This window comes from Flavobacterium ginsenosidimutans (assembly GCF_037478105.1).
GTDB classification, from domain to species: domain Bacteria; phylum Bacteroidota; class Bacteroidia; order Flavobacteriales; family Flavobacteriaceae; genus Flavobacterium; species Flavobacterium ginsenosidimutans.
Map to the genome: position 1 here is coordinate 5164649 of NZ_CP147988.1, position 25245 is coordinate 5189893.

Here is a 25245-nt window from a genome sequence, read left to right on the forward strand (position 1 = left end):
ATTATAATTTGTATTTTTTAGAATAATTCCAATTGATTATTCGGATTGTTTGGTTTCTTTTTTGGAGGCTTTGCATCTCCAAAAACGGTCTTTCCTCCATATTTATAAGACTCTTCTCTTTCTCTTTGAATTAAAGCATCAAAATTAGAATTGGGTGTAAAGCTTTCTTCTGCTTTTCGCGAAATTTCAGATAATTTATGGATCGCATTTATTTTATCGCTGTTGCCAATTTTAGCACGATTGATTGCTCTTTGCAAAGTATCGATTGTTTCGTCATAAATTTTAACAGGAACAGGAAACGGATGTCCGTCTTTTCCTCCGTGGGCAAATGAAAAACGTGCAGGGTCTTCAAATCTAGTTGGAGTTCCATAAATTATTTCGCTAACCAAAGCTAATGATTGCAAAGCTCTTGGTCCCATTCCTTTTAAAAGTAAAAGTTCTTCAAAATCTTCTGGCTTATTTTCATGAGTTGTCCAAAGCATTGCTCCAAGCCTTTTCATGTTCACATCTTCCATTCTTACATCGTGATGCGCTGGCATAGAAAGATGCTGCATTTCTTTTATAATTTTTGTTGGAGATTCTTTTACCAACTCTAAAATTCCTTCTCTAGATTTCGTTGCGGCATCGGCAGTAAGATTTAAAATATTCCCTTGATTTTCGCCATAAATAAAAGTATGCGGTTCATTTATAAAAGACTTCAAATCTTGTGAATGCCAGTGGTATCTTCTTGCCGTTTTAGAATTCGGATTCATTCCCTGCTGAATTACAGCCCATTGTCCTTTATTATCAACAATAAAATTATGCTGATACAACTGGAATCCGTCCTGAATGGCTGTATTATCGACTTTTGCTGTTAGTCGGCTGCAGCTGGCAAGATTAATTCCGTCAAGACCTGTTTTTTCTCCCACAAATAAAAGTTCTTGGGGCGTTAGCATAGAGTGTTTTCCTTTGCCTCCGCAAATGTAAATTCCGAGTTCTTTTGAATGCGGATTTACAGCTTTTTTTAATGCGCCAAGCACAGAAGTTGTAATTCCAGATGAGTGCCAGTCCATTCCCATAACTGCACCAAAACTCTGAAACCAAAAAGGATTACTTAATTTACTTATAACTTCAGCAGTAGAAAATTCCATTGCAATGGTTTCTACAATTGCAAAGCCAAGTTTAGACATTCGTTCGGCAAGCCATAATGGAACATGTCCATAATGTAGAGGAAGATCTGCCGTGCCTGAACGTTTCATTTTCTAAGATTTGTATTTTGCAAAAATACGCAAAATACTATAAAGCATTTGTTTAAAAAGCAGTTCAGCTTATCAAATAAAAAAAGCCTTAAACAACAAGTGCTTAAGGCTTTTTCGCAAAAATGAACTACTTATACGATTACATCATAAAAAACAAAGCTCTCTGAAGCACTTCGAGCTCTTTTTCATGCATTTTATTTTTACCGAATTTCTTTTTAGATAGTTTTGGAAGTAAAGATGCGGGTTTTCTTAAATACATTTTCAAATCTTCAAAAATTTCCGTTTTATTTTTTGAAGCATCAATTAATAGTAAGTCTTTGATTTCTTCTATCATAGATAAACCATTATACAGATGCTTACTGAATAAACAAACTATAAAATTTGAATGTAACCCTCCTAGTTCGAAAAAATCCAACAGCTCTGAATATTCATATACTACAAATACAGAATGATCAAAGTTCGTTGCTTTATTTTCATTTTTCAACAAAAAGGAATCCTCAGAAAATTCAAATTCATCTTTAAATTTTCTTTTAAACATTTTTAGAAAAACTCCTTTATTATCGCGAACTAAAACTCTTTCTTTTTTAACCATCACTTAAAAATTAGCATTTATTTTTCCTACAATCGATTATAACACACATTGTTTGAGCTTCAGCATGATCTCATACCGAAACTCCATAGAAATAAATAATCCTTATGTTCCTTCGAATAAGGAACCAAAAGATATATTTATAACTGAACTTGAACTTTACTCCGCTTTGGAGTAAAATGACCAGATCAGTAAACAAACGCCTATATGTAAACGAACTTTTCAAAAAATTAAATTGATGATTAATCACAAACCGACGTGATTGAAAATTTTGGAATTAAAGTTTAAAACGAATTAAATAATACAAATCAATAATAAAGGATGATAGAAAAGATTGTCTGCACTAGTTTTAAGACTGCCAATTGCAATCAAAAAATGCAAATCAATAATTTAGGAGTATAAAAGAATGTTTTACTACAATCTATAATTTAAAATAAATCCAAAAGTATTGAGCTCGATAACTTAGTCGTGCCCAATACTTCCGAATTTAAATTATAATCGCGTAAACTTTTAACTACTGTTTATTTTACTTGTTGTAGGTGTTTAAGTAAAAAATGAAAGTAACAAATAGGATTACTTTATTTCATGTAAACAGTAGGCTTATTGGATTTAATCCACAAGCAATCAAGAAAAAAATCTAACTAAAAATAATAAATACTAAACGCCAACATTAACATTTGGAGTTTCAGTAGAACTCAAAGTTTTTAGCTTTTTAATTTTATCATTCAATTTTAGAACTCTGTCCAATTGTTTTTGTTGAATAGTATATTTAGTATAGTACTTATACCACTCTTTTCCGATAAAAAAGGTTGTCACAGAAACTCCTGTAAGCAAGCCTATTAGGTAATTATTAATATCCATGATTATTAGTTTATTAGTTTAATTTTAAGTTTAATATTTAGTTTATTTTATTAGTTTAAAAAGCATTTTTATCTCCTTTTAGAGTTACAATAACAGTCAAAAAACAAATTTTAATGTCTTTGATTAAGCTCCATCGTTGCACATATTCGATGTCTGTTGTAACGCGTCGTTTCATATCAGATACTCTTTTGGTTTCTCCTCGAAGACCCGAAACTTGAGCCAAACCTGTGATTCCTGGTTTTACAAAATGTCGTACCATAAAATTATTAATGTGATCATTGTAATCTGATGTGTGTTTAATCATGTGCGGACGTGGCCCAACAACACTCATATTTCCAATCAAAACATTAAAAAATTGCGGCATTTCATCTAAACTTGTTCTGCGAATAAATTTTCCGATTGGAGTAATTCTACTGTCTCCTTTTTGAGCCTGCTTACTTTCATCGCCAGAATTCATATACATACTTCTAAATTTATAACACCAGAAATGCTGATTCTTTTTACCTGTTCGCATTTGTCTGAACAGAACCGGTCCTTTACTTTGTTTTTTAATAATAATGGCTAATAATGGATACAGCCATGACAAGATGAAAACAATCACCAAAATGCTGAAAACAAGATCGAATATTCTTTTTGCCAATCGATTATAAGCATTTTGTAAAGGTTCGAAACGGGGCTTTATAACATGAAAATTATTTAAATGTGTCGAGTTGAAATGTTTTTTTGAAATGGAAGAGAAATCTGGAACAAATTTCAAACGCATACAATGTTTGTCTCCAAGCTCAAAAAAATCATTCAAATCTGAAATAAAATCAGGTTTCGAAACGATATATAATTCATTAATATCATCATTAGATGCTTTGTGGATTGCTGTACATAAGGCTTCTGTAAAATCTCTGTTGTTTGTGTACTCAACCGAAGAGTTTTCGTTAAGAATACCAACAAAATTGATAAAGAAAGAATTACTTTCTAAATGAGAAGCCAATTCGATACTGGTTTTATTAAATCCCCAGATTGCAACAGTATATTGCTTAAAAACCCACCCTTTTATTTTTCCAATCACAAGCGTAAACAAGATTCTTGACAGCAAGAAATAAGACAATAGAAAACTCAATTGAATTAGATTTGCCTTTGTGCCAAAGAAATACAAAACATCATCTTGAAAAATGAAAATGTAACTGTGCCATAAAACTCTTTGTGTAAAGAAAGCACGCCAGCTGTTTCGGAAAAATTCATCTAAACTAAAAAGAACGTCTACTCTATACAATTGAAAATAAGTAACTGAAAACAACCAACTTAAAATTGTAATCGGAATCATTTTATTAAGAAACAAAGCATTCCAGCCAACTTTTTCTTCAATCGCAAAATTCAAAAATATCATTGTGCCAAGTACCATCGCAATCATGTCTGCAAAGGCACAACACATTATGAAAGTAAATTTATGTCTGTTTCGCATTTTTTATCTTTTTCAATAAATTATAACCTAATGCTCCAATTAAACTTCCTGCAATTCCATAAAAAACATCCATAAAATCAGGGCTTCTTCTTTCTATTATAAATTGGCCTCCTTCTGCTATACATGCGATCACTCCTGCAATACCAATATTTTGTATAAAACTTAAATTTTTAAAATAATCCACATTGTTTTCTGTATATGCTTCTAACAAAAAACCTACAGCTAAAAAAGGAACAGCAGTGCGCAAATTGTAATAATGATTGCTCCAATTTAAAAGCCATCTTGGCAAATAGTGCTCACTCGTAAAACCAGGATCAGGCAGCCACGAAAAATAAAAAACGGCACCAACAACGAAAAGCAATAAAACCAGAACTATTTTATGAATCATTTTATACTATTTGATTTCAGTACATTTTAGGCCTCTTTTATTTTAAGACCTCTTTTATACCAGGGTTTCTTTATTCCAGATTCTTTATACTGATAACCATAACTTACGCCATAATTATAACCATATCCGTAAGCGGTTTTCAGATTTACTCCGTTTATAACAACCCCGACATTTTTTAACTGACCTTTTTTAATGAAATTGTTTATATGAACTAAATTACTTTTATCTGTATAATCATATTTTACCACAAATACTGTTACGTCTGCCAAATGACTGAAATTTAGCGTATCAGATACGATTTGAACTGGCGCAGTATCTAAGATGATAAAATCATAAAGTGTTTTTGCTTCTTCAATTAAGGATTCAAAATTTGAATTGGTTATTAACTGAGATGGATTAGGCGGAGCTTCTCCTGCGAATAAAACATCAATATTTTTAGAAAAATTATTCTCTTTATGAAGAAACTCTTTCCAGTCATCTGCTTTATTGGCTAAGAAATTTGAAAGTCCTGGCACGTTTCTATCAACATTGAAATAATCATGCAGCTGAGGATTTCTTAGATCGACGCCTATCAGCAATGTTTTCTTATTTAAATTACTGCTTGTTATCGCACTGTGAAAAGCACAAAAGGATTTTCCTTCACCTTGAATAGCTGATGTAAAGAGTACTACTCTTCCTCGATTTTCTTCTTTCCTAGGCAGTAAATAAGATATATTAGATGCTAAAGCTCTCGAAGCTTCTGCAATCATAGAACGAGAAGTAGCTGTATTGTCTAGCTTGTCGTTTGTGCTTATTTTAGGAATATTCCCCAAAATAGGAATATTGCTAATTATTTTTTGGATGTCTTCCTCGTTATGCACTTTGGTATCAAAGAATAAACGAACGTAGGTAATTCCAAAAGGAACCAGCAACCCAAACATAAATGCGCCAAGCATAAATACTTTTGGCTGTGGAAAAATTGCAGAATAATTGGTTTCTGGCGCATTTAGAGTTTTTAAATTTGATTCTAAAATGGCGCCGTTTAAAACTGCTTCTTCTTTCTTTTGTAATAATGCTACATACGTTTCTGCTTTTAGACTAAGATTGCTATTGATTCTCCCCAATACTTTATCGTTTGTTGGAATGCTTTTTACTTTTGCTTCAGCAATACTTTGTTCTTCTCTATTTACTCTACTGTTTTGATTTAGAAAATTCAAATAACCTTCTAAAGTATTTAAGATTTCTTGTTTTTGAGTTTTCAGCTGCGTCATCAAACTGATGTATGCCGGATTGTTTTTCTGCGCTCTTTCTAAGATCAGCTGGCTTTCCATCAATTTTTGATTGTAATTAACAAGCATTTGATTAACAGTAGGCGAATCTAAATTGTAATCTGTTCCTAAAGTTTGCGCAGGCCCCGATTGTTTAATGTCATTAATTGCAAAAGCAGCTTGTGATATTTGTCTTTCATTAATAGAAGCAGTTTCTTTTTTCTGACTTCTGTCGGCTGTTTTTTCAACAATATAATTGTCCATTACGCCAATATCATTGTTTTGCAGATATCTTTCTTTTTCGCTTTCAATAGAATCTTTTTCTTTGGTAAAACTTTTAATTCTTTGATTCAAATAAGAAACTGTATTTCTAAATACTTTCTGTTTATTGAGTACAATGTTTTTATCCAGTAAAACAATAATTTCGTTCAATATTTTTCTAGAACGGTCTGGAGTTGATCCAATATGTTTTAACTCGATGACACCTTTTGCAGTTTCATCAGATGCGACAAGAAGCGATGATTTTAAGTTTTTTAAAGCAATAGCTGTAGGTTCAAGAGTTACTTTATATTCTTTGTCAAAATAAAGCGACGGATTCTTTTTTGCTTTCGCAGATAATTGGATTTTAAATGGCAAACCTTTTACAGCTTCGTTTCCTTTATATCCTTTAACGGTATAACTGTTTTCGGTATCTGTTTCTGTTACAACAAATCCGTTTTCATTTATTTTAATTTCATAAGAAACTAGTGGAAGCGAATCATTAGAAACTGTTGGTATTAAAGCGAAAGGCAAAACATTTATATAATTGTTCTGAACTGTATAAACCTTTTCGTAATAGCTGTAATTTAAATTCAAATTCTTAACTACGTCCAACAAAAACTCATTAGAAGTCATTAATCTTATTTCGTCTTCTAAATTATCTTCACTACTGCTTTTATCTGTACTGATGGTAATGATTTTTGTTTTGTCTTCTTGTTTTTTGTCAATCAAGATTGTAGCTGAAGTTTCGTATGTTGGCGGAACAATTTTTATAAAAATAAAAGCGGCTCCAACAAATAAAATTAAGCTTAGCAAAAACCAAGGCCAGTAACGTAAATACTTTAAAAATTCTTTTTTAAAATCCATAACTATTTATATTAATTCAGTCGCGTTAATAACAATAAGTGCATTTCTGAAATCCTTACTGTTTTTAATTATTTACAATTAATAAAATCACTGCAGTAAGAGAAGCTGCGATACCCAATACTTGTATCGGATCTTTTATTAAACCTCCACTATTTACTTTCAGTTTATTTGCTTCTACGATTATGACATCGTTTTGTCTTATTCTATAATTCGGATTTGACATCCAAGAAGCACTCGTTAAATCGACATGGAAAACCAAACGTTTTCCGTCTACTTCTCTAATCAGTTTTACATCTTTACGAATTGCAGAATAAGTTAAGTCTCCTGCCAATCCAATTGCATCAAGTAAACTGATTGATTCTTCGCTAAAAGGTTTTACTCCAGGAGCATTTACTTCTCCCAAAATCGTAAACTTGTTATTCAGCACTCTACATTGAACCGTTGGGTTTACCAGATAATTTTCGTTTATAAGACGTTCTTTTATTTTGATTTCTACATTGGCTGGAGTTAAACCTCCAACTTTCACTTCATTCAAAATTGGCATCATAATATTTCCCTGCGGATTAACCAAATAACCTGATAACCTCATCATTTCTACAGATGTTTGTCCATTAGTTGCTGAAGTCATATTAAATGGCGCAGCCACTACTGGATTAATATCTCCAATATCTATTTTTAAGATATCGTTAGGTTGTATTTTAGGCGATGTATAATTTAAAGTTGAGTTTGCATAACTGTCCAAATCTTGTAAATACAGTATTTCTTTCCTGGTAGTACAAGATCCAAGCATTAATAAAATCAATAAAATTATAGGAAAGAAAAATTTCTTCATTTTAATCGGTATATATAGTTTACTTAATACTCTAAATTCTATTGGGATAAATAACTAAAATGAATAGTATTTATCTTTTTTATTAATGAGTAATGTACTGCCTCAAAGCCATACTCTTTTTAAGAAATACAGCCTGAACTGCAGTTAAACCATGATATTTATAGATTTTATAATCTTCATTTAGCACTTCAAGAGCAGTTTTAAAACTGGTACTCATACCTCCCATTCTCATCTTTACAATATACTTGTCGATGTAACTCATCTTGATTTTGTATTTGTACAAGTAGCGAAGCAAAAATTCGGTATCAGACGCTATTTTAAAATCAAGATTGTATAAACCATGTTTATCGATGATATCTTTTTTCAAATAAACTGTTGGATGCAGAGGCAGCCATCCGCCTTTTACTTTTTTAAGACTAAAAACGCCTCCAATTCTATCACGAACCAAACGTTCGTCTGTATCATTGGTCACGTAAACACCGTCACCATAAATACCATCTATCGAAGAATCGGCATTAAAACGAGCTGCAATTCTTGAAATAGCTTTTTTATCAAAAAACTCATCATCAGAATGCATAAGTCCAATTACATCTCCGGTTGCCAGTTTTAATCCTTTGTTTATTGCGTCGTACATACCTTTGTCAGGTTCAGAAATAAATTGGCTTATTTTATCACGATAAGACTCAATAATTTCTTTTGTTCCGTCTTTAGAATTGCCATCAACAATTATGTATTCGATGTCAGGATAATTTTGAGACAATACACTTTTGATCGCTTTTTCAATCGTAGCTTTTCTGTTATAACAGACTGTGATTATGGTAATTCTCATAATAATTACATTTTAAGGTGAAAATTTTTCATAATTATAAGGTAAAGCTAAAACAAAAGAATGCCACTAAAAAAAGTTCTCGACGAAGCACCACAATCCTCGTTAAAACCCTAATTTTTGAATATTAATGTCCTTAATAAGGAAATTTTAAAAAAGAAAATCATTGATTTAACAATAACTTTTCGAAATAACTAATTGTCGAAACCAAACCTTCGCGCAATTGAATTTTAGGCTCCCAACCGTTCAATTTATTTTTTGCCAAAGAAATATCTGGCTGTCTTTGTTTGGGATCGTCTTGCGGAAGATCTAGATAAATAATTTTCGATTTAGAATTGGTCAGGTCAATAATAGCTTGCGCCAATTCTAACATGGTAAACTCATTTGGGTTTCCTAAGTTGACTGGCCCTAAAAAATCTTTTTCAGAATTCATCATTCTTATCATGCCTTCTACTAAATCATCGACGTATTGAAAAGAGCGCGTTTGCAATCCATCACCAAAAATTGTAATGTCTTTTCCCTGCAAAGCCTGAACGATAAAATTCGAAACCACTCTTCCATCTCCTGGATTCATATTTGGTCCGTAGGTATTGAAGATTCTGATGATTTTGATTGCCACTTTATTTTGATTGTGATAATCCATAAATAAAGTTTCCGCACATCGTTTTCCTTCATCATAACAGGAACGAATACCAATTGGATTAACATGTCCCCAATAATTTTCGGTTTGAGGATGTACCAAAGGATCTCCATAAACTTCACTCGTACTGGCCTGAAGCACTTTAGCATTCACACGTTTTGCCAATCCTAACACATTAATTGCTCCCATTACAGAAGTTTTTATCGTTTTTATCGGATTATATTGGTAATGTACAGGAGACGCAGGACAGGCTAGATTATAAATTTCATCAACTTCAGCATAGTATGATTCTGTTATGTCATGGCGAACCATTTCGAAGTAAGGATTATCCAGCAATTCTATAATATTAGATTTTGCTCCAGTAAAATAATTGTCTAAACAAATTACTTCATTGCCCTCATTTAATAACCTTTTACACAAATGAGATCCTACAAAACCTGCTCCTCCTGTTATCAGTATTCTTTTCATTTTTTAATTCTATTTGTTTTTGATTAAATCAATTTTAGTTTGAATCTGAAAAAAGTAATGTGACTTAAAGCGCGCCAGATAAAATCCTTCTTTGCCATCTAAAAAGCCTAATTTTAAAAAGTAAGCGCCCATAAAATATACAACCGGAAGTAATCCTGTATTAAGAAGGCCGTATTTAATTTTTTGATTTAAAGATAAAAGCTCATTTTTAGACTGCTTAAGCTGTAAATATCTTTGTGCTTCCCAGGTAGAATAAGCGTTGTGTTTATCGATATAATGCTCTAAATTTCTAAAATCCTTATGAATCACTTTTGCCGAAATAAGCCCAACTTTACCTTCAATAATAGGATGTTCGTGCACTTCCATATCTAAATGGCTCCATAAATCTTCTTCGATTTTTTCATAAGCTCCTTTTGATTTTTTAAAAAGAGCTGACTTTTTAAATCCATAACCATATTTCAGTTTTCGCCCCATGAAATAGTTTTCAAACTGAATTGTATAGCCGTTATAATTAGGATCTTGGGTTTTTATTGCTATTTCATTGACAAATTCGTCAGTAACAAATTCGTCAGCGTCAAGAAATAAAATCCATTCGTTGAGAAGATTTGCATTCTGAAGCGCCCAATTTCGTTTTTTTGGAAATTTTCCATTCCAATTAAACTGCAGCACTTCTGCTCCCATAGCAGTTGCTATCGTTATAGTATCATCGGTACTTCCAGAATCAACAACAATTACTTGAGAAAATCGCTTTAATTTATCCAAACATGATGGTAAATTCTTAGCTTCGTTCTTAACAGAAACGATTACGGAAATAGGAATTTTATTCAAAGCTTCTAGATTTTATAAATTTGGCAGGATTACCCGCTACAATAGTATTTTTCTCGACATTTTTAGTCACTAAACTTCCTGCACCTACAATGGCATTTTCTCCAATTGTCACTCCAGGCATGATAATAGCCCTTACACCAATAAAAACACCTTTTTGTATGGTAATTTTCTTTGTTATTAAATTCATTTCAGGCTTATCAAAAGCATGAGTTCCAGTACATAAATATACTTCCTGACCAACAGTGGCGTGTTCAAAAATTTCTACAACTCCAAGTGTGTAAGCATTGGCACGATCACCAAGACAGGCAAAATCATGTAAAATTAGATTCCACGGAATTTGAATTCTTGCTCTTTGGTGCACAAATGGTTTTCCGTAAATTTTACATCCAAACAATTTGAGCCAAAATAATCTCCAGCGATTAGCGGGTTTTGGTGTCCAACTGCAAAACAATAACCAGACATATTCCCAAAGTATCATTTTAATTCGCTGCGAAAATGACCAAGGCGAATCGTAAGGGGAATTCTGTGAATATTCTTGTTCCATTGTTTTTATTGTTTGATTTTGATTGACTCGAATTCGTTTAAAAATTCAGCCGCTAACTTTTCATTAGAATGTGTCTCATTTACCATCAATCCAGCTCTGGCTAAATCATTGATCCGATTTGGATTTTCTATTAGATCTCTCAAATAGCCATTCAAAATTTCTACTCGATTTTCTACTCGATGATCGAAACACAAACCGTTTTTTTCATGAATTAAAAAATCTTTGAAACAATCTAAATTGGAAACAATCGTTGCACATCCCCAGCTCATGGCTTCTAAAGGCGAAACTCCAAATGTTTCTCCTTGTTCTGCTACCGACGGATAAACAAATATTGAGGCTTTTGCATAGATTTCATTTAATTTCTCAATATCAAAAACAGGCTCAAGAAATCTTACATTGCTGTTTATAGCCAAAACTTTTAATTCGTGCAGATAAGATTCTCCGCCTCCGCCAGTTTCTGTAGAATAAGGCCCTACAATAAGTAACTGCCAGCCTTTAGCATCCAAAGCAGCAAATGCTTCTATTAAAATATCTAAACCTTTTTCTGGATGAATTCTTCCGGTGTAAAGTATTGTTTTTTCTTTTTTCGAAAAATCAATAGTTTTTGAATTTCTAAAAGGCAATGTATTTGGAATCATTACCACTTTATCAAAATATTCTTTTTTGATTTCGTCTTTTATTGCTTTTGCAACTGGGCTCGAATTGGCTCTTAATCTGGCACTTTTTGTGTAAAATTTCATTTGCCCTTTTGGCATTCTAGCCACATCAATCATGCACTTTTTCTTTTGATTAGAAGGCAGAAGAATTGGCAGCCAGAAAGTATTCGAAACAATTATATCTGTGCTTTTTGATATTTTTCGGACTGCTTTTAAAGTGTAAAAAAAATCCAGAACCTTTAGAAAAATTCCTGATGACGGCACTTTATAACCTTTAACTCTTATGTGATTAATTCCGCCATCATTTTCAACATCTAAAAACCCTTTATATGATTTGGAAATATAATTTACTTCGTGCCCTTTATTAACAAATTCTTTTGCCAGACCATACCACATTTTTTCTACAGCTCCGCCCAGCAAGGGAGGTACAGGAAAAAAGGCACCTTGAACTATTGTTATTTTCATTCTTTTACATCGTATTATATAATTCGACCATTTTTTTTCCGACTGTTTTTATATCGTATTTTTTGACAATTAAATCTCGTCCGTGTTTGCCCATCATTTCCAAAAGCATAGTTGGCGCATTAAAAACTTTAAATAAAGCTTTTTCTAAATTTGTAACCGAAAGATCAATCCACCAGCCACATTTGTGTATTTCTAAATCTTCCCAAGGCGTTCCGTGAGTCGTTATTACGGGTACAGCTACCGCCAAAGCTTCAGCCACAACGATTCCGAAATTTTCACTGTGAGTTGGAAGTACCATTACATCGGCAGAGCGTAAAAAATCCCATTTTTCTTCACCGTATTTTGGTCCAACAAAATGTACATTTTCTAAATCTACCGTACTCTGAATCAAACTAATTACATATTCTTCTTCTCCGCTTCCTGCAATTTCGAGTGTCCAGCCTTCTGTGTTACTGGTTCTCCAAGCATCTAGCAATAATTCGATTCCTTTTTTAGGATGAATTCGAGACATGAATATCATTTTCTTTGTCCCATATTTTTCCTTTAATTTTTTAACATCTCTCAAATGAATTCCGTTTGGAATAATATGAATTGGGTTTTTAAAACCAAGAGCCTGAAGATTTTCGGCTTCCATTTGAGCTGTTGCATGAAGACAAAGCGATTTTTTCAAAGCACTTTTTTGGTATAAAAACAATGCGATTTTTTTCTTTATCGGATTATGAGCCAAAATCCAAGGTTCAAGCATTCCGTGTGGCGAAACAATTACTTTAATGCCCAGTTTTTGAGCTTCGTTTTGAAAAGCCCAGTTTTGAGGACTCCAGATTCCGTTAATATGAACAATATCTGGACATTCTTCTTCAAGATAAGCGCGATATTCATTGATTAAAGAAAACCAGCGCGTCATTTTGTTATTGAAAAATTTTATCTGAACGCCTTCAATTGCAATGGGTTCTTTAGAATGTCCTGTCGCAATACTAAATGATGTTACATCTTTTAATACTTTGCTCAAAAGCCGCATATATTCTGTTGTTCCTCCGCCGCTTTTATCAATACTGGCTATATAATGAATTACTTTCATGGTATGGTTGTTTTTTGGTTGTGGGAGATTTATTTTAATAAACAAAGCCTGTTTCTCTATTAAAATATTTATATTCTTTGGGTAACTCTTTGATTTCTTTTGCTGGGTTTCCTCCATATAATCGGTATGGAGTAGTAAAGTTTTTGTTTAATAATGCATTGGCACCAAGAACAGAATATGCGGGTAAAGCTGCTCCGCCTAAAATCGTTGATGCTGTTCCAACAAAACAATAATCGCCAATTGTGATCGGATTGCTGTCTTGAATATTTAATTCGATATTAATGGAATGTGTTAGCAATTGACTAGAATAACCGGCTACTGTAACAAAATTTCCAACTTGAATTATGTTGGTGCAATCTATATGATGATTTTTTGTAATTGCTGAATGTTCGCCAATAATCAAATTTGATTGTCGATCTTTTTGATGTGAAAAATGTTTCGAATCGGTATTGGTTGGAAATCCTGTAATCCAATTGCCGCGAGCAATACTGGAATGTTTTCCTATTTTCAATAAATCTAAATGCACTGCTACATTAAAATTACCAATGTAAGCGTTTGAATCCATAATTAGTTTTTTAGGAAAAACCCAAGAAAAACCAATTCTGGATGATCTGTCAATTTCGTATTTAAAAAATTGGACTAGCATAAATCGCTTTAATGGCCAAGGCGACAAAACGGTTAATATTTTTAGCACTATCATCCTTAATTTTTAATTAATTCAACATATTGACGAATGGTATTATCAAAATCAAATCGTTTTGCATTTTTATAACCTTTCTCTATGATTTCGTCTCTAAATTTTTTGTCTTCGAATTTTCTAAATTGCATTACAAAAGCAGTAGGATCATCAGGATCGGCATAAAGTGCGGCATTTCCTCCTACCTCATCCATCATAGGTGCTTTGTTTGTTGTAATTACAGGAGATCCACAAGCTTGTGCTTCAATTATTGGCCAACCAAATCCTTCTGAATATGATGGAAAAATCATTGCTTTCGATATTGAATAAAGTGCTACAATTTCGTCGTCGCTAGGATTTTGTATGTGCAAAACTCGATTTGAAATTTCTAGTTTTTGAATTAACTCTTGCAATTCAGCATTTAATTTTTCTCCAGCTAAAACTAAAATTCCATTCCAGTCATTTTGCAATTCATACATCATGTTGACAAGAAGTTTTCTGTTTTTGCGTTCCAAATCAGAACCTACGTGCAGAATAATTTCTTTGCCTTTTAACTGCTGATATTTTTTAAGCACTTCTTGAATTTTATCTTCCGGCAAAGGCAGAAATTTTTCAGATACGGCATTATGAATTGTTATCCATTTTTTGTTTCTATCCGGTTTATTATCAATTTCTAATAATTGATTTAATGTAAATTCAGATACCGTTGCCAGTTTTTTTGCGGTGCATAAGGCATTCAAAATTATCCTTTGTAAAACCTGTCCAGATTTTGTTGCATAACAATAAGTGTCTGCAAAACCAAGTCCAGCTCTTATTGCTAAAACATCATGACAAGTTATTATGGTTTTATTTTTAGGCAAAAAATAAAGATAAAAAGCATTCGAATGATCGCAAATATGATAGTTTACGGGTCTTCGCAAAATAAAATTCAGACTTCTGAAAGATAAAAGCTCAATTGGGAAAACAAAGAATTTATCAATATAAGCAAGCCATTTTTCTAAACTAGGTTTATTGAAACTCAGCTTTCTAAATATTTCACGCGGCCGAATAGCGCTAACATTAATTTTTGATTTACTATACCCTTCCGACATTAGTGATTCAAAAATCTGCATGCTAAACTGCTTGTCAGGTTTGTAATTACCAATTAGAATTATTTGAGACATCATAAAACTTCTTTCTGAAATGTATTTTCCTCTTTTTTAATGCTGGCTATAACTAAACCTGCCATAATAACTGCATATCCTAAAATACTTGGCTGCGCCCATTGTCCTTGAGATATTGCGATACAAGCCGCTCCGCAAAGAATAAAAGGAAGCAATTTTTTTTCGTGTGGCAATCTAAAAGCCGTAATCGCCATGCTTAGTGCTAAAACTATACGTAAAACCATAAGTCCGCCTCCAAAAATAATTCCTTGTTCGCCACCCAAACGCCCAAACTCAGTTTCTGAAACTAAAAAGGATGTTTTACCCGTCATCATTTGAGCACCTGCATTTGTTCCCATTCCTAGGTTTCCTGCAAACATTGGCTGATCAAATAAATCTGAAAGTGGACCAAGAAATTCATTTAAGGCTCTTAAAAGAATGGAATCTTTTAAACCTCCGCCATTTACTTTATTTACAGTATCAACACGGTCCATAAATACTTCTGTACCTAAACTAAAAATGCTTGAATATTTTTGAAGAAAAATAAATACAAGCGATAAAACAGCAATAATGATTATTAATTTAAATAACATTTTTCCTGTTGTAACTGAAGCTATTATAGCAAATAAACCAACTATGGCTACAGCTACAACGGCGCCTCTAGAAATCGTTAGCGGTAAAGCAATAATTAAAGAAACGGTGCTTGCATAAAGTAAAATTTTTGAACAACGATCTTTTGACAGCCAAAAGTAAAAGACAAAAACAGAGACTGCAGTATAAAAAATCGATAGTCCAGATATAAACGAAAATGTTCCTGGAGGTCTGCTATATCCCATTGCTCCAGAAAATCCTGCACTTCCTTCTCCTCCAATACCAACATTTATAAAAGCGCTCTGCGGACTTGTAAATTGAAAATAAACAATTATCGTCATTACGATATTTATTGCTAGAAGAAACCTGCCTATTTTCAGCACATCTTCTTTTGTAAAAACCTGACCAATTATAAAAATCACAGGAAAATGAAGCAGCATAATTCTAGCTCCATAAATGCCTACAAATATATTTTCGTGACCAAAAGTAAAAGTCAACGCGAGTCCGAATAATGTAAATATTAGTCCAAAAATGACATAAGAATTTACAAATTTTATACCCTGATATAAAGCTCTTCCAATAATATAAATCGCAATAGGATCGCGTACGACTAATAAAGGCGTAGCCAAGCTAGGTAAAATCCACTTACGCAGAGCACCTTCAAAAATCCAAAGTAAAAAATACATCCAAATAGCTATTTTAATGTATTTATAATCTGATTCTTGTACTTCTACTTGTTCAATAGCTAAATCCATTTTTCCCAATTATTTGTAAAACTTAAAGAAGAAACTGCTTCTGCCATTTCTTGTCCGTAAACCGCCCAAGGTCTAGTTTTAGCTTTGTTCTGAGCTGCAGTTCCTGCTTGTTCTAATATTTCTGGTTTTTCAAGTATCTTGTTAATTACTTCTTTCAATGCTTCAGAAGAACCTGCCGGAACAATCCAGCCATCTTCTCCATTTTTTATTAAATCTGGCCCTGCCGTACGATCTGTTGTAATTACTGGAATTCCTTGTGACATTGCTTCTGTAATTACCAATCCGAAACCTTCAAAAAGAGAAGGAAAAACAAATACATCATGTTCGCGCATGCATGCTAAAACCTGATCATGAGAAAGCGACGGAATCCAATGGTGTTTTTCTAAAGCCGTATTCAACGCCTGACAATTCGGTACCGATTTTTTCCCTACAATCGTTAACTCTACTTTGTCTTGCATTCCTTCAATGGCATCAAATAAATAGGAAATTCCTTTTCGCTGTGATAATCCGCCGATAAACAAAACTTTTAGCTTTCTATCTTTCAGTGGCTGATATTCTTTTTTTTGAGTTACTTCTGGAAAACCATACGGAATCACTTTTATTTCTGATAATTTCCCAGAATAATCTTCCAATGTTTTTTTAGTAAAACTGCTTGCTACAAAAATTACATCTGCCAAAGCCAGCTCTTTATCTTTTTTATGCAGTTTTTTTGATGAATCATTAAATCCTGTAAGCGTACTCGACCAATCTGGATTTATTTCAAATTCTTTCTGCATTAAGGAACGTGCACTTTTCCAATACCCAATTGGGAGATCATAAATACAATAAAGTCCTAATTGTTTTGCTTCTTCAAAAGTAGAAAGCGCGCCATCTTCAAAAGCATATACTCCAGATAATCCGTTTTTTTTTGCTTTCGCTAAAGTATTAGCCACCCATTTATCGTGTTTTTGATAAACTCTGTCAATGCAGAAAAGACCTTTTTCGTGTGAGATTAAAAAATCCAGTTTAGCCTTTGAAGTCAACAAACGTCCAAATTCAAAAAAAGATTTTGATCTTGTATAAGGTTTCCAAGTTGTGTCTAAACTTCTTCTTTTTAAATCTTTTAATTTTGGATTACTTCCTAATTTATATAATACTTGTCCCGGAAATATGGCAATAGACGTAAACAACTTAAAAAGCAGCTGATCTTTTAATAATCCAGTTACTAAGTTTTTTGAATTTGCATTTAAAGTTGGATGAGACACTATTACTTTCATGTTAATGAAATTGAATTAATAAACTGTGTCGCAATGCTTGGCAAATCAGAAACTTCAACTTTATTCAGAATTATATTCAGATTGTTTTTTTCATATTTAATTATTTGCGGTATCACGTATTGTCCTTTTGTTGGAGTCCAATTGCGAGAAATAGAAATCGTATTGATTTGATGTTCTTTGTAAGCTGCATAAACACCGCTTTTTTCTGTCTGGAAATAAGGAGTTGTAGAAATTCCAAAATCACTATCTAAAAGCACTTGAGATATTACATCTTCAGACTGTATGCCCAGCACTTCATAAGGTATTTTGTAACTTTCTAAAATTGTTTTGTAATTGCCTAATTCTGGACCATTATTGCCAATGAAAACAAATTTTATTGGTTTATTAAAAGTGGTATTTTTAATTAAATCATCAATAAAATCTTTGAAAGGAGCTCCATTGTGGATCGTTCCAAATAAAACAAATTGTGCAAATTCTGCTGCTTCTTTTTTAACTGCCGTTAAAGGTATGTTTCCGCATATTGGCAAAATCTGTGCATCGATATTATGCGATTTAAGAAAGAACTGATAAAGCTTATTCTGAGTATTAACAGCATGTGTTCTTGTATTCTGAACAATTTTTTTTGCAATTAACTGCTGTAATTTCCCAATGCATTTATGTCTAAATGAAGACTCTGCATCAATTCCAAGCCATAATTCGTGAAACATAATGTGCCATTTATGATTTCCTCTTATTTTTTTTAAATAAGAAGGCAGCCAGAAAGGCAATCCTTTCGGATTAAAGCTGTACGGAACATATTGCAATGAAATACAATCAGGTTCAAGATCTTTTAGAATTCGCTGCAAGTACACAAAACGCTGTTTATTATCGGCTGCAATTGGAATTCGGTGCACCATTACAGCTGTATCTTCTATTACTTGATTTTCACTAATAAAAAGAGGAGCCTGATGATCGCATAAAGCTAAAATCTCAGCCTTATGACCTGATCTTATCAGCATACCACATAATCTGCGGGTATAATCCCCCACACCATCATTGCCAAGTTCGGCAGATCCGCAAATGAAAAGAATGTCCATTTTTGATTTAGTTATTGGTTTTATAGAAAAGTTACTTTTACAAAAAATTCACCTATCAGAATTTCTTTTTGTTACCAAGAAATTATTTTGATTAATGCTCTTATTTTATTGTGAGATACTTTTTTTATTTTTTTGGTTGTTCGATATGTTTTATTAAAACCTTTATCAATAAAATTGACAAAAGGAAATATGCGAGGGTATTGATTTCTAAATAAGTGCAGGAATTTTTCAATTCCTTTTTTATCTCTCCAGCTGCCGTTTATGAGATGAACAGCGTATGATTCTTTGTCTAAATAAATAGAATTTCCGACTAATATATTGGATGGAAGAATAAGCATATTTTCTTTCAATACTTGTTCTTTATCCTGATAAGTATATCCGTATTTTTCTGCTATTGGGGTAATTACAGAACCTATTATTACTTTTTTTAAATCAATTGTTCCGTCCTTTTCAAATAACTTTAGATTCTGGTATGTTTCGAGGCAATCTTTTATATAAGGATGATTTGGTATCGAAGCAAAAATGGCGCCTTGAACTGCAAAACCAATAATGGGCTCACCTTGCTTTTTAGGTAAAAAAGAAGCGTTTAAAAGCTCTTTTCCTCCTGCTTCTTCAAAATGTCCCGGATGAATTTCATGAGCACTAAAAAAATCATATTCGAACCATGATTCTTTGAAAGTCTTCAATATTTTCACATCTGAATCTAAATACAATCCGCCTTCGGTGTAGACTGCATAAAGACGAACGTAATCTGCAGCAAATGCCCATTTCTTTGCCTGAAATGCTTCTTTTACAAAAGAAACAGAATCAAAATCAAAACTATTTTTATCCCAAACCCGAATTTTACAGTCGGGCATGTGGACTTTCCAAGTAGCAATACATTCTTTTATAAATGGAGGATATTCTTCTCCACTAAACCAGCAAATGTGTATTGTTTTTGGAATCATGATTTTCTTTACTCCATTAGACTTTATAAAATCTTCCTAAGAACTTGCTTATTTTAATTGCCATCTGTTTTTTTCTTATTTCCTGCTTAGAGTGCGCTAAAATTGGGCTTTTCGTATATTCCCAGTAAGCAACATCTTCTTTTCTTGGTATTCTTCCTTTAAAAAGTCTGATAAAGTGATTCACTTGCCAAGGTTTTGAACTTCCTAATGCATGAAACATTGTTGCTTCGCCAGGAATAAAACCCATTCCATCTTTTCCTAGATAGCTGACATTCCCGTGATAGGCTTCGATTGTTGCATTTAGAGCATCTTGATCTGATTTATCAAAAAACTGAAATCCTTCCATTTTTAAAATACTCGAATTGTGCATTTGATTTTGGAAAATAGATTTATCAAGTCCGCCAATTGCATCTCCCATTCGTTCTTGCAGTTTTACCCACAATTTGAGAAAGAAAATATTTTTTCTAATCACGCCAACAAAACCTCCGTTTACATAAATCTGATTTTTAAATTGCAAATCGATATTGTAATTTTTGAAATAATTTCTCCAGCCTTGTCTTCGCGGATGAAATTCCTGCAAAGGCGAATTAATATCTTCACAAACCGCTACGCCGCAATTGACCCATTGTTCAAAACAAGCCCAAGAATCAACCACAACAATATCTGGATCAAAATAAAACAATGCATCTACTTCTTTTGCTGGACCATCCCACAGCTCCAGCATTAAATCAGGTTTATAGTTCGTTAAGCTATATGTAGTGGCAAGCGGTAAAAAAACAAGCTCAATTCCTTCAACAGGATGAATTGTAATTGCTTCTTTCCAATTGCCAACAGGTTCTTTTTTACCGTTTGAGATCCAATTTGGTAATGATCCTCGATAACCAACATAAATAGTTCCGCGAAATCCCTGCGTATATAGCGAATTTGAAAGCGTAGCAACTCCATAATGGTAATGACCTTCAAATAAGGTGCAAACTGCTGATATCATATCTTATGTCCTTTTTTTTATAAAATGAGCTGGTACTCCTGCCCAAACTTCATTCGCGGGTATTGATTTATTTACTACTGAACCTGCTGCAACTATAGAACCTGTGCCTATTGTAACTCCTTGCAGTATGACACAGGAGGTTCCGATCGAGACATCGTCTTCTAAAATTATTGCTTCACTTATAATAGGCTGTGTATTGATGTTTGCCGTGACTTTATACTCGTGCCTAGTATTGTTAATTGTCGTTTTACTTGCAATCAGGCAATTGTTGCCGATGATGATTTTTTCGTTACAAACAAATTCGCAGGCGTGACCAATAAAAACCTTGTTCCCTAATTTTATGTATGAACTTTCGTTGAGAGGATTCAAAATTCTAAAATCGACCCCATTTTCGATATTACATTGATGTCCTATTATTAATTTGTTTGGCCAATTGCAGGTGATTTTTTCTATTCTAGAATCGTCGCCTCCTTGTAAGCCTCTAATCTTCAAAAGATAAAACGATAACGAATGATTAATACCAATTACTTTACTATAAATCAGCGCTATCTGATTGGGCCGTTTCATGTTGTTTATTTTTTATTACAAGAATATTATAAATACAAAACACAGAAGTCTGGATTAATCCCACTAATCCCAAACCTATATTGAAATACAAAACGCCTCTTAAACTTCCGAGATCTAAAAGGCTGGCAAAAACAATTATCGTTAATAAATTGACTCCAATCATAATTACGGGCGACATTGCCCATCCTCTTGCGCTGTATAAGTAAAAAACTATTCCGCTTAATAAACCAATACAGCTGCTTATAATACTTAGCAATAACTCAAATGGTAATCCTTTGTAAGCATCTCCAAGCAGCCATAAAATTGGAGCTGGAAATAAATAAACTACAAAAATCACGACGCTTAGAAGCCCAATTAAAAGACCCATTATTTGAAAAAAACGCTTTAATAAAAGGTATTTATCTTGTGCTAATTTTGCAAAACGCGGAATAATCAATGTGCTAATTACGGCACTTAAAACAGTTAAGATTACGCTTAATCTTCCTAAAGCTCCCAATTGAGCCAAAGAAGTGGTATTACCAAAAATAGAAATCAACCAAATTGTAATCTGTCCTGAAAGACAATAGTAAATAGATGTTGGTAAAATACGTCTTACTAAACTTAATATTTCATTACTAACTTCTGCGTCTGGCTCCTGATTTTGGGCAGCCATACCGTAAACGATCTTTCTTAAACCAACATTTCCCCAGATTCGAGAAATTCCTGCAGCTAAAATCGCTACAAACGAAAATGGAAAAATAAACATTGTTATAAGCAACAATACCAATCTTCCAACTCCTACTTCTACTTGATTTCTTTGCAATGGCAGAATAGTTTGATTCAGTTTTGGAACAATTTCTAATAACGAATCAGATAAAGCTGCATAAAAAGCTGGAATCAATGCCAAAGCAATAAGAATTGATGTAATCCAGCTCGCTCCATTGTGAACCAAAAGATAAAACAAAATTGGAACTGATACTGCTAAACTCCCTATTGCAAACTTCTTTCTTAAATCTAATCCTGTTGCTAGAGCAACGCCCATTTTTTGTCTGTCTTGCCAAACTTTTCCACCTTGCGCCATAACGCCAGTTCCTATACCGCCATCGGCAAGTACGGTCATTGTTCCTAACATTGTATTGGCCAAAGTATAAAAAGCATATTCCTGAACAGGCAATAAACGGATTATTAAAATTCCAGAAGCAAATCCGATAAGTTGTACAATAATTTGAGCGCTTCCTATTATAGAAATTAATTTTCCCCAGTTTATGACTGTATCATACTTCGGATGTTGTTTAAGTTTGATTAAAATATTTTTCAAAGAATAGAAATAAAACGATTAAAAAACAGGTTCTCTTTTTAATTGAGGAATATAACCTTTACCAATTCCTTTAACCTGAAAACCAATTGCTGTTAATTCTTCGGCATCCAAAATATTGCGTCCGTCAAAAATGAAAGCAGGCTTGTACATATTGATAAAAATCGAATTCCAATTGTATGTTTTGAATTCGTCCCATTCAGTTAAAACCGCTACCGCATGAGCCTGATGAAGTGCGTCTTCTGCTGAATTATAGACAAAAATCTGTTTTAGTTTGGATTCAATTTTCTGTTCTGTAAATCCTTTTAATTCCCATAAATAGCTCATATCAGCTTTTATTTTTTCTTCAGAAACTTTCGGATCATAAACGTGAATTTCTGCACCGTCTTCGATCAAATGTTCTGCTACATAAATAGCCGCCGATTCTCTAGTGTCATTTGTGTCTTTTTTAAATGCCCATCCTAAAAAAGTTATTTTTTTTCCGCTGACGGTATTAAAAAGAGAACTAATGATTTTTTTTGCAAAACGATATTTTTGATAATCGTTTAGAATAATAATCTGTTCCCAATAATTAGCCACTTCAGGCAGATTAAAATAACGGCATAAATACACTAAGTTTAAAATATCCTTTTGAAAACAAGAACCTCCAAAACCTACTGAAGCTTTAAGAAACTTTGGTCCAATTCGGCTATCAGTTCCAATTGCTGTTGCAACCTCATCAACATCGGCTTCTGTAGCTTCACATAAAGCGGATAAGGCATTAATAGAAGAAATTCTTTGTGCTAAAAAAGCGTTGGCTGTTAATTTTGATAATTCTGATGACCATACGTTTGTGGTTAAAATCTGTTTTGGAGATAACCAATGTGCGTAAACATCAACCAATGCTTGAATTGCTTTTTGACCGCTTTCTGTTTGTTTCCCACCAATTAAAACACGGTCTGCATGCAATAAATCATTGATTGCTGTTCCTTCAGCCAAAAATTCAGGATTAGAAAGAACTTCAAATTTAACACCGTTTCCAGTATGATCTAAAATAGTCTGTAACGTTTCGGCTGTTCTTACAGGAAGAGTCGATTTTTCTACTATGATTTTATCATTTTTAGCTATTCTGGCTATTTGTCTGGCGCATAATTCTACAAATTTTAAATCGGCAGCCATTCCTTTGCCTTCTCCATAGTTTTTTGTTGGAGTATTTACTGCTATAAAAATCATATCGGCAGCTTCTATTGCACTATCAACTTCTGTCGAAAAAAATAAATTACGTCCTCTTGCTTCTTCAACCACTTCAGCAAGTCCAGGTTCGTAAACCGGTAATTTATCTAAATCGCCATTGTTCCAAGCTGCAATTCGGCTTTCGTTTAAATCTACAACTGTAACTTTAATTTCCGGACATTTTAACGCGATAACAGACATGGTCGGACCACCTACGTAACCCGCACCCAAGCAACAAATATTTTTGATTTTCATTTAAAAATCTTTTTTAAGAGACAAAAAAGGCTGTTTCTAAATTAATTAGGATAATTAATTTTTTTATTCGTAGTAATTTAAAATAGTAAAGCCACATTCTTTTAAAAGCTGTTCTTTTCTCATCAGTTTTAAATCAGATTGCATCATTTCTTTTACTAATTCAGATAATTTGTATTCACACTCCCAACCTAATTTTGTTTTAGCTTTTGTTGGATCGCCAATAAGTAAATCTACTTCTGTAGGTCTAAAATAATTTGGATCTACAGCTAATACTTCTTTTCCAATTGGAAGCTGATATTCAGGATTATTACAAGATATAACATATCCTTTTTCGTTTTCACCCACACCTTTAAATTCTAGTTCAATTCCTACTTCTGCAAAACTCATTTGAACAAATTCTCGAACTGTAGTTGTTTTTCCTGTGGCAATTACAAAATCTTCAGGTTCATCTGCCTGCAATATCATCCACATCATTCGAACATAATCTTTTGCATGTCCCCAATCGCGTTGCGCATCGAGATTTCCTAAATGCAATTTATTCTGTAAACCTAGAGCTATTCTTGAAGCTGCTCTAGTAATCTTACGTGTCACAAAAGTTTCTCCACGAATAGGAGATTCATGATTGAATAAAATACCATTGCAAGCATACATTCCATAAGCTTCTCTATAATTTACCGTAATCCAAAAAGCATACATTTTTGCAACCGCATAAGGTGATCTTGGATAAAAAGGAGTTGTTTCTGATTGTGGTACTTCTTGAACTTTACCGTATAATTCTGAAGTTGATGCCTGATAGATTCTAGTCTTTTTCTCTAATCCTAACAAACGTACAGCATCTAGAATTCTAAGAGTTCCTAGTGCATCTACATTTCCTGTATATTCAGGAGTTTCAAATGAAACTGCCACATGACTCATAGCTGCCAAATTATAGATTTCATCGGGCTGAATTTCCTTTATTAATCGTGTTAAATTTGTACTGTCGCTCATGTCACCATAATGTAAAATGAAGTTTCTATTTTCTACATGAGGATCTTGGTAAAGATGATCAATTCGATCTGTATTGAATAAAGAAGTACGTCTTTTTAATCCATGAACTATATATCCTTTTTCTAATAAAAATTCGCTTAAGTAAGCTCCATCTTGCCCTGTTATTCCTGTGATGAATGCTGTTTTTTGTATCGGATTATTCATAATTTAATTATAAAGTGCAAATGCGTTCTGCTGCAATGTTGCAAAATTTATTTT

General features: G+C 33.1%; 24 protein-coding genes. All 24 read right to left on the reverse strand.

The genetic code is table 11. The annotated features are described in order from the left end of the window. Positions 1 to 17: 17 nt before the first annotated feature. On the reverse strand, positions 18 to 1238 hold the full coding sequence (locus tag V6624_RS22120; protein ID WP_111288668.1) for a DUF763 domain-containing protein: 1221 nt from the start codon (positions 1236 to 1238) through the stop codon (positions 18 to 20). A 139-nt stretch (positions 1239 to 1377) separates the two neighbouring features. Beyond that, a complete protein-coding gene (locus tag V6624_RS22125) occupies positions 1378 to 1830 on the reverse strand; it encodes a hypothetical protein (RefSeq protein ID WP_111288670.1) in 453 nt (150 codons plus the stop codon). Positions 1831 to 2484: 654 nt separating this feature from the next. Continuing rightward, on the reverse strand, positions 2485 to 2688 hold the full coding sequence (locus tag V6624_RS22130; RefSeq protein ID WP_111288672.1) for a hypothetical protein: 204 nt from the start codon (positions 2686 to 2688) through the stop codon (positions 2485 to 2487). A gap of 55 nt (positions 2689 to 2743) precedes the next feature. Beyond that, positions 2744 to 4144 carry an exopolysaccharide biosynthesis polyprenyl glycosylphosphotransferase gene (locus V6624_RS22135; protein ID WP_162614988.1) on the reverse strand — a complete coding sequence of 467 codons (1401 nt, stop codon included), beginning with the start codon at positions 4142 to 4144 and terminating at the stop codon, positions 2744 to 2746. Next, positions 4128 to 4532 (reverse strand): VanZ family protein, encoded by a 405-nt coding sequence (locus V6624_RS22140; protein ID WP_338840216.1) that lies wholly within the window; start codon positions 4530 to 4532, stop codon positions 4128 to 4130. Before V6624_RS22140 ends, V6624_RS22135 begins: the two co-directional genes overlap by 17 nt. 26 nt (positions 4533 to 4558) lie before the next feature. Beyond that, positions 4559 to 6904, reverse strand: coding sequence for a GumC family protein (locus V6624_RS22145; protein WP_338840217.1), 2346 nt, complete (start codon positions 6902 to 6904; stop codon positions 4559 to 4561). A gap of 64 nt (positions 6905 to 6968) precedes the next feature. Beyond that, the gene (locus tag V6624_RS22150; RefSeq protein WP_338840218.1) at positions 6969 to 7736 is read right to left on the reverse strand and encodes a polysaccharide biosynthesis/export family protein; all 768 of its coding nucleotides are present in this window, start codon (positions 7734 to 7736) and stop codon (positions 6969 to 6971) included. Positions 7737 to 7818: 82 nt separating this feature from the next. Next, on the reverse strand, positions 7819 to 8565 hold the full coding sequence (locus tag V6624_RS22155) for a glycosyltransferase family 2 protein (RefSeq protein ID WP_111288682.1): 747 nt from the start codon (positions 8563 to 8565) through the stop codon (positions 7819 to 7821). A gap of 160 nt (positions 8566 to 8725) precedes the next feature. Further along, positions 8726 to 9670 carry a UDP-glucuronic acid decarboxylase family protein gene (locus V6624_RS22160; protein WP_338840219.1) on the reverse strand — a complete coding sequence of 315 codons (945 nt, stop codon included), beginning with the start codon at positions 9668 to 9670 and terminating at the stop codon, positions 8726 to 8728. A 9-nt stretch (positions 9671 to 9679) separates the two neighbouring features. After that, positions 9680 to 10498, reverse strand: coding sequence for a glycosyltransferase family 2 protein (locus tag V6624_RS22165; RefSeq protein ID WP_338840220.1), 819 nt, complete (start codon positions 10496 to 10498; stop codon positions 9680 to 9682). Beyond that, positions 10491 to 11042 carry a DapH/DapD/GlmU-related protein gene (locus V6624_RS22170; protein ID WP_338840221.1) on the reverse strand — a complete coding sequence of 184 codons (552 nt, stop codon included), beginning with the start codon at positions 11040 to 11042 and terminating at the stop codon, positions 10491 to 10493. The genes V6624_RS22165 and V6624_RS22170 overlap by 8 nt, the downstream gene beginning before the upstream one ends. 5 nt (positions 11043 to 11047) lie before the next feature. After that, positions 11048 to 12163, reverse strand: a complete 1116-nt coding sequence (locus tag V6624_RS22175; protein WP_338840222.1) for a glycosyltransferase family 4 protein — start codon at positions 12161 to 12163, stop codon at positions 11048 to 11050. Positions 12164 to 12167: 4 nt separating this feature from the next. Continuing rightward, the gene (locus V6624_RS22180) at positions 12168 to 13241 is read right to left on the reverse strand and encodes a glycosyltransferase (RefSeq protein ID WP_338840223.1); all 1074 of its coding nucleotides are present in this window, start codon (positions 13239 to 13241) and stop codon (positions 12168 to 12170) included. Positions 13242 to 13275: 34 nt separating this feature from the next. Beyond that, positions 13276 to 13806, reverse strand: a complete 531-nt coding sequence (locus V6624_RS22185) for an acyltransferase (protein ID WP_239455701.1) — start codon at positions 13804 to 13806, stop codon at positions 13276 to 13278. A 137-nt stretch (positions 13807 to 13943) separates the two neighbouring features. After that, positions 13944 to 15083 carry a glycosyltransferase family 1 protein gene (locus V6624_RS22190; protein ID WP_338840225.1) on the reverse strand — a complete coding sequence of 380 codons (1140 nt, stop codon included), beginning with the start codon at positions 15081 to 15083 and terminating at the stop codon, positions 13944 to 13946. Further along, positions 15080 to 16405 carry a hypothetical protein gene (locus tag V6624_RS22195; protein WP_338840227.1) on the reverse strand — a complete coding sequence of 442 codons (1326 nt, stop codon included), beginning with the start codon at positions 16403 to 16405 and terminating at the stop codon, positions 15080 to 15082. The genes V6624_RS22190 and V6624_RS22195 overlap by 4 nt, the downstream gene beginning before the upstream one ends. Further along, a complete protein-coding gene (locus V6624_RS22200; RefSeq protein ID WP_338840229.1) occupies positions 16396 to 17661 on the reverse strand; it encodes a glycosyltransferase family 4 protein in 1266 nt (421 codons plus the stop codon). Before V6624_RS22200 ends, V6624_RS22195 begins: the two co-directional genes overlap by 10 nt. Further along, positions 17658 to 18737, reverse strand: a complete 1080-nt coding sequence (locus V6624_RS22205) for a hypothetical protein (RefSeq protein ID WP_338840231.1) — start codon at positions 18735 to 18737, stop codon at positions 17658 to 17660. Before V6624_RS22205 ends, V6624_RS22200 begins: the two co-directional genes overlap by 4 nt. Before the next feature lie 71 nt (positions 18738 to 18808). Beyond that, positions 18809 to 19711, reverse strand: coding sequence for a glycosyltransferase family 32 protein (locus tag V6624_RS22210; RefSeq protein WP_422389348.1), 903 nt, complete (start codon positions 19709 to 19711; stop codon positions 18809 to 18811). Further along, positions 19701 to 20672 (reverse strand): hypothetical protein, encoded by a 972-nt coding sequence (locus V6624_RS22215; RefSeq protein WP_338840235.1) that lies wholly within the window; start codon positions 20670 to 20672, stop codon positions 19701 to 19703. Before V6624_RS22215 ends, V6624_RS22210 begins: the two co-directional genes overlap by 11 nt. A 3-nt stretch (positions 20673 to 20675) precedes the next feature. Further along, positions 20676 to 21239 carry an acyltransferase gene (locus V6624_RS22220; protein WP_111288706.1) on the reverse strand — a complete coding sequence of 188 codons (564 nt, stop codon included), beginning with the start codon at positions 21237 to 21239 and terminating at the stop codon, positions 20676 to 20678. Further along, entirely contained in the window at positions 21205 to 22536 is a 1332-nt protein-coding gene (locus V6624_RS22225; RefSeq protein WP_338840238.1) for a polysaccharide biosynthesis protein, read from the reverse strand. Before V6624_RS22225 ends, V6624_RS22220 begins: the two co-directional genes overlap by 35 nt. An 18-nt stretch (positions 22537 to 22554) precedes the next feature. Further along, entirely contained in the window at positions 22555 to 24000 is a 1446-nt protein-coding gene (locus tag V6624_RS22230) for a UDP-glucose 6-dehydrogenase (protein WP_338840240.1), read from the reverse strand. Positions 24001 to 24063: 63 nt separating this feature from the next. Then, positions 24064 to 25191 carry a GDP-mannose 4,6-dehydratase gene (gene gmd, locus V6624_RS22235; RefSeq protein ID WP_111288712.1) on the reverse strand — a complete coding sequence of 376 codons (1128 nt, stop codon included), beginning with the start codon at positions 25189 to 25191 and terminating at the stop codon, positions 24064 to 24066. Positions 25192 to 25245: the final 54 nt, after the last annotated feature.

What these genes read in the sequence shown, in the direction of transcription:
- V6624_RS22120 (WP_111288668.1), bottom strand. Translation starts at nt 1,238, where the DNA reads ATGAAACGTTCAGGCACGGCAGATCTTCCTCTACATTATGGACATGTT.
- V6624_RS22125 (WP_111288670.1), bottom strand. Translation starts at nt 1,830, where the DNA reads ATGGTTAAAAAAGAAAGAGTTTTAGTTCGCGATAATAAAGGAGTTTTT.
- V6624_RS22130 (WP_111288672.1), bottom strand. Translation starts at nt 2,688, where the DNA reads ATGGATATTAATAATTACCTAATAGGCTTGCTTACAGGAGTTTCTGTG.
- V6624_RS22135 (WP_162614988.1), bottom strand. Translation starts at nt 4,144, where the DNA reads ATGCGAAACAGACATAAATTTACTTTCATAATGTGTTGTGCCTTTGCA.
- V6624_RS22140 (WP_338840216.1), bottom strand. Translation starts at nt 4,532, where the DNA reads ATGATTCATAAAATAGTTCTGGTTTTATTGCTTTTCGTTGTTGGTGCC.
- V6624_RS22145 (WP_338840217.1), bottom strand. Translation starts at nt 6,904, where the DNA reads ATGGATTTTAAAAAAGAATTTTTAAAGTATTTACGTTACTGGCCTTGG.
- V6624_RS22150 (WP_338840218.1), bottom strand. Translation starts at nt 7,736, where the DNA reads ATGAAGAAATTTTTCTTTCCTATAATTTTATTGATTTTATTAATGCTT.
- V6624_RS22155 (WP_111288682.1), bottom strand. Translation starts at nt 8,565, where the DNA reads ATGAGAATTACCATAATCACAGTCTGTTATAACAGAAAAGCTACGATT.
- V6624_RS22160 (WP_338840219.1), bottom strand. Translation starts at nt 9,670, where the DNA reads ATGAAAAGAATACTGATAACAGGAGGAGCAGGTTTTGTAGGATCTCAT.
- V6624_RS22170 (WP_338840221.1), bottom strand. Translation starts at nt 11,042, where the DNA reads ATGGAACAAGAATATTCACAGAATTCCCCTTACGATTCGCCTTGGTCA.
- V6624_RS22175 (WP_338840222.1), bottom strand. Translation starts at nt 12,163, where the DNA reads ATGAAAATAACAATAGTTCAAGGTGCCTTTTTTCCTGTACCTCCCTTG.
- V6624_RS22180 (WP_338840223.1), bottom strand. Translation starts at nt 13,241, where the DNA reads ATGAAAGTAATTCATTATATAGCCAGTATTGATAAAAGCGGCGGAGGA.
- V6624_RS22185 (WP_239455701.1), bottom strand. Translation starts at nt 13,806, where the DNA reads ATGGATTCAAACGCTTACATTGGTAATTTTAATGTAGCAGTGCATTTA.
- V6624_RS22190 (WP_338840225.1), bottom strand. Translation starts at nt 15,083, where the DNA reads ATGATGTCTCAAATAATTCTAATTGGTAATTACAAACCTGACAAGCAG.
- V6624_RS22195 (WP_338840227.1), bottom strand. Translation starts at nt 16,405, where the DNA reads ATGGATTTAGCTATTGAACAAGTAGAAGTACAAGAATCAGATTATAAA.
- V6624_RS22200 (WP_338840229.1), bottom strand. Translation starts at nt 17,661, where the DNA reads ATGAAAGTAATAGTGTCTCATCCAACTTTAAATGCAAATTCAAAAAAC.
- V6624_RS22205 (WP_338840231.1), bottom strand. Translation starts at nt 18,737, where the DNA reads ATGGACATTCTTTTCATTTGCGGATCTGCCGAACTTGGCAATGATGGT.
- V6624_RS22215 (WP_338840235.1), bottom strand. Translation starts at nt 20,672, where the DNA reads ATGATATCAGCAGTTTGCACCTTATTTGAAGGTCATTACCATTATGGA.
- V6624_RS22220 (WP_111288706.1), bottom strand. Translation starts at nt 21,239, where the DNA reads ATGAAACGGCCCAATCAGATAGCGCTGATTTATAGTAAAGTAATTGGT.
- V6624_RS22230 (WP_338840240.1), bottom strand. Translation starts at nt 24,000, where the DNA reads ATGAAAATCAAAAATATTTGTTGCTTGGGTGCGGGTTACGTAGGTGGT.
- gmd (WP_111288712.1), bottom strand. Translation starts at nt 25,191, where the DNA reads ATGAATAATCCGATACAAAAAACAGCATTCATCACAGGAATAACAGGG.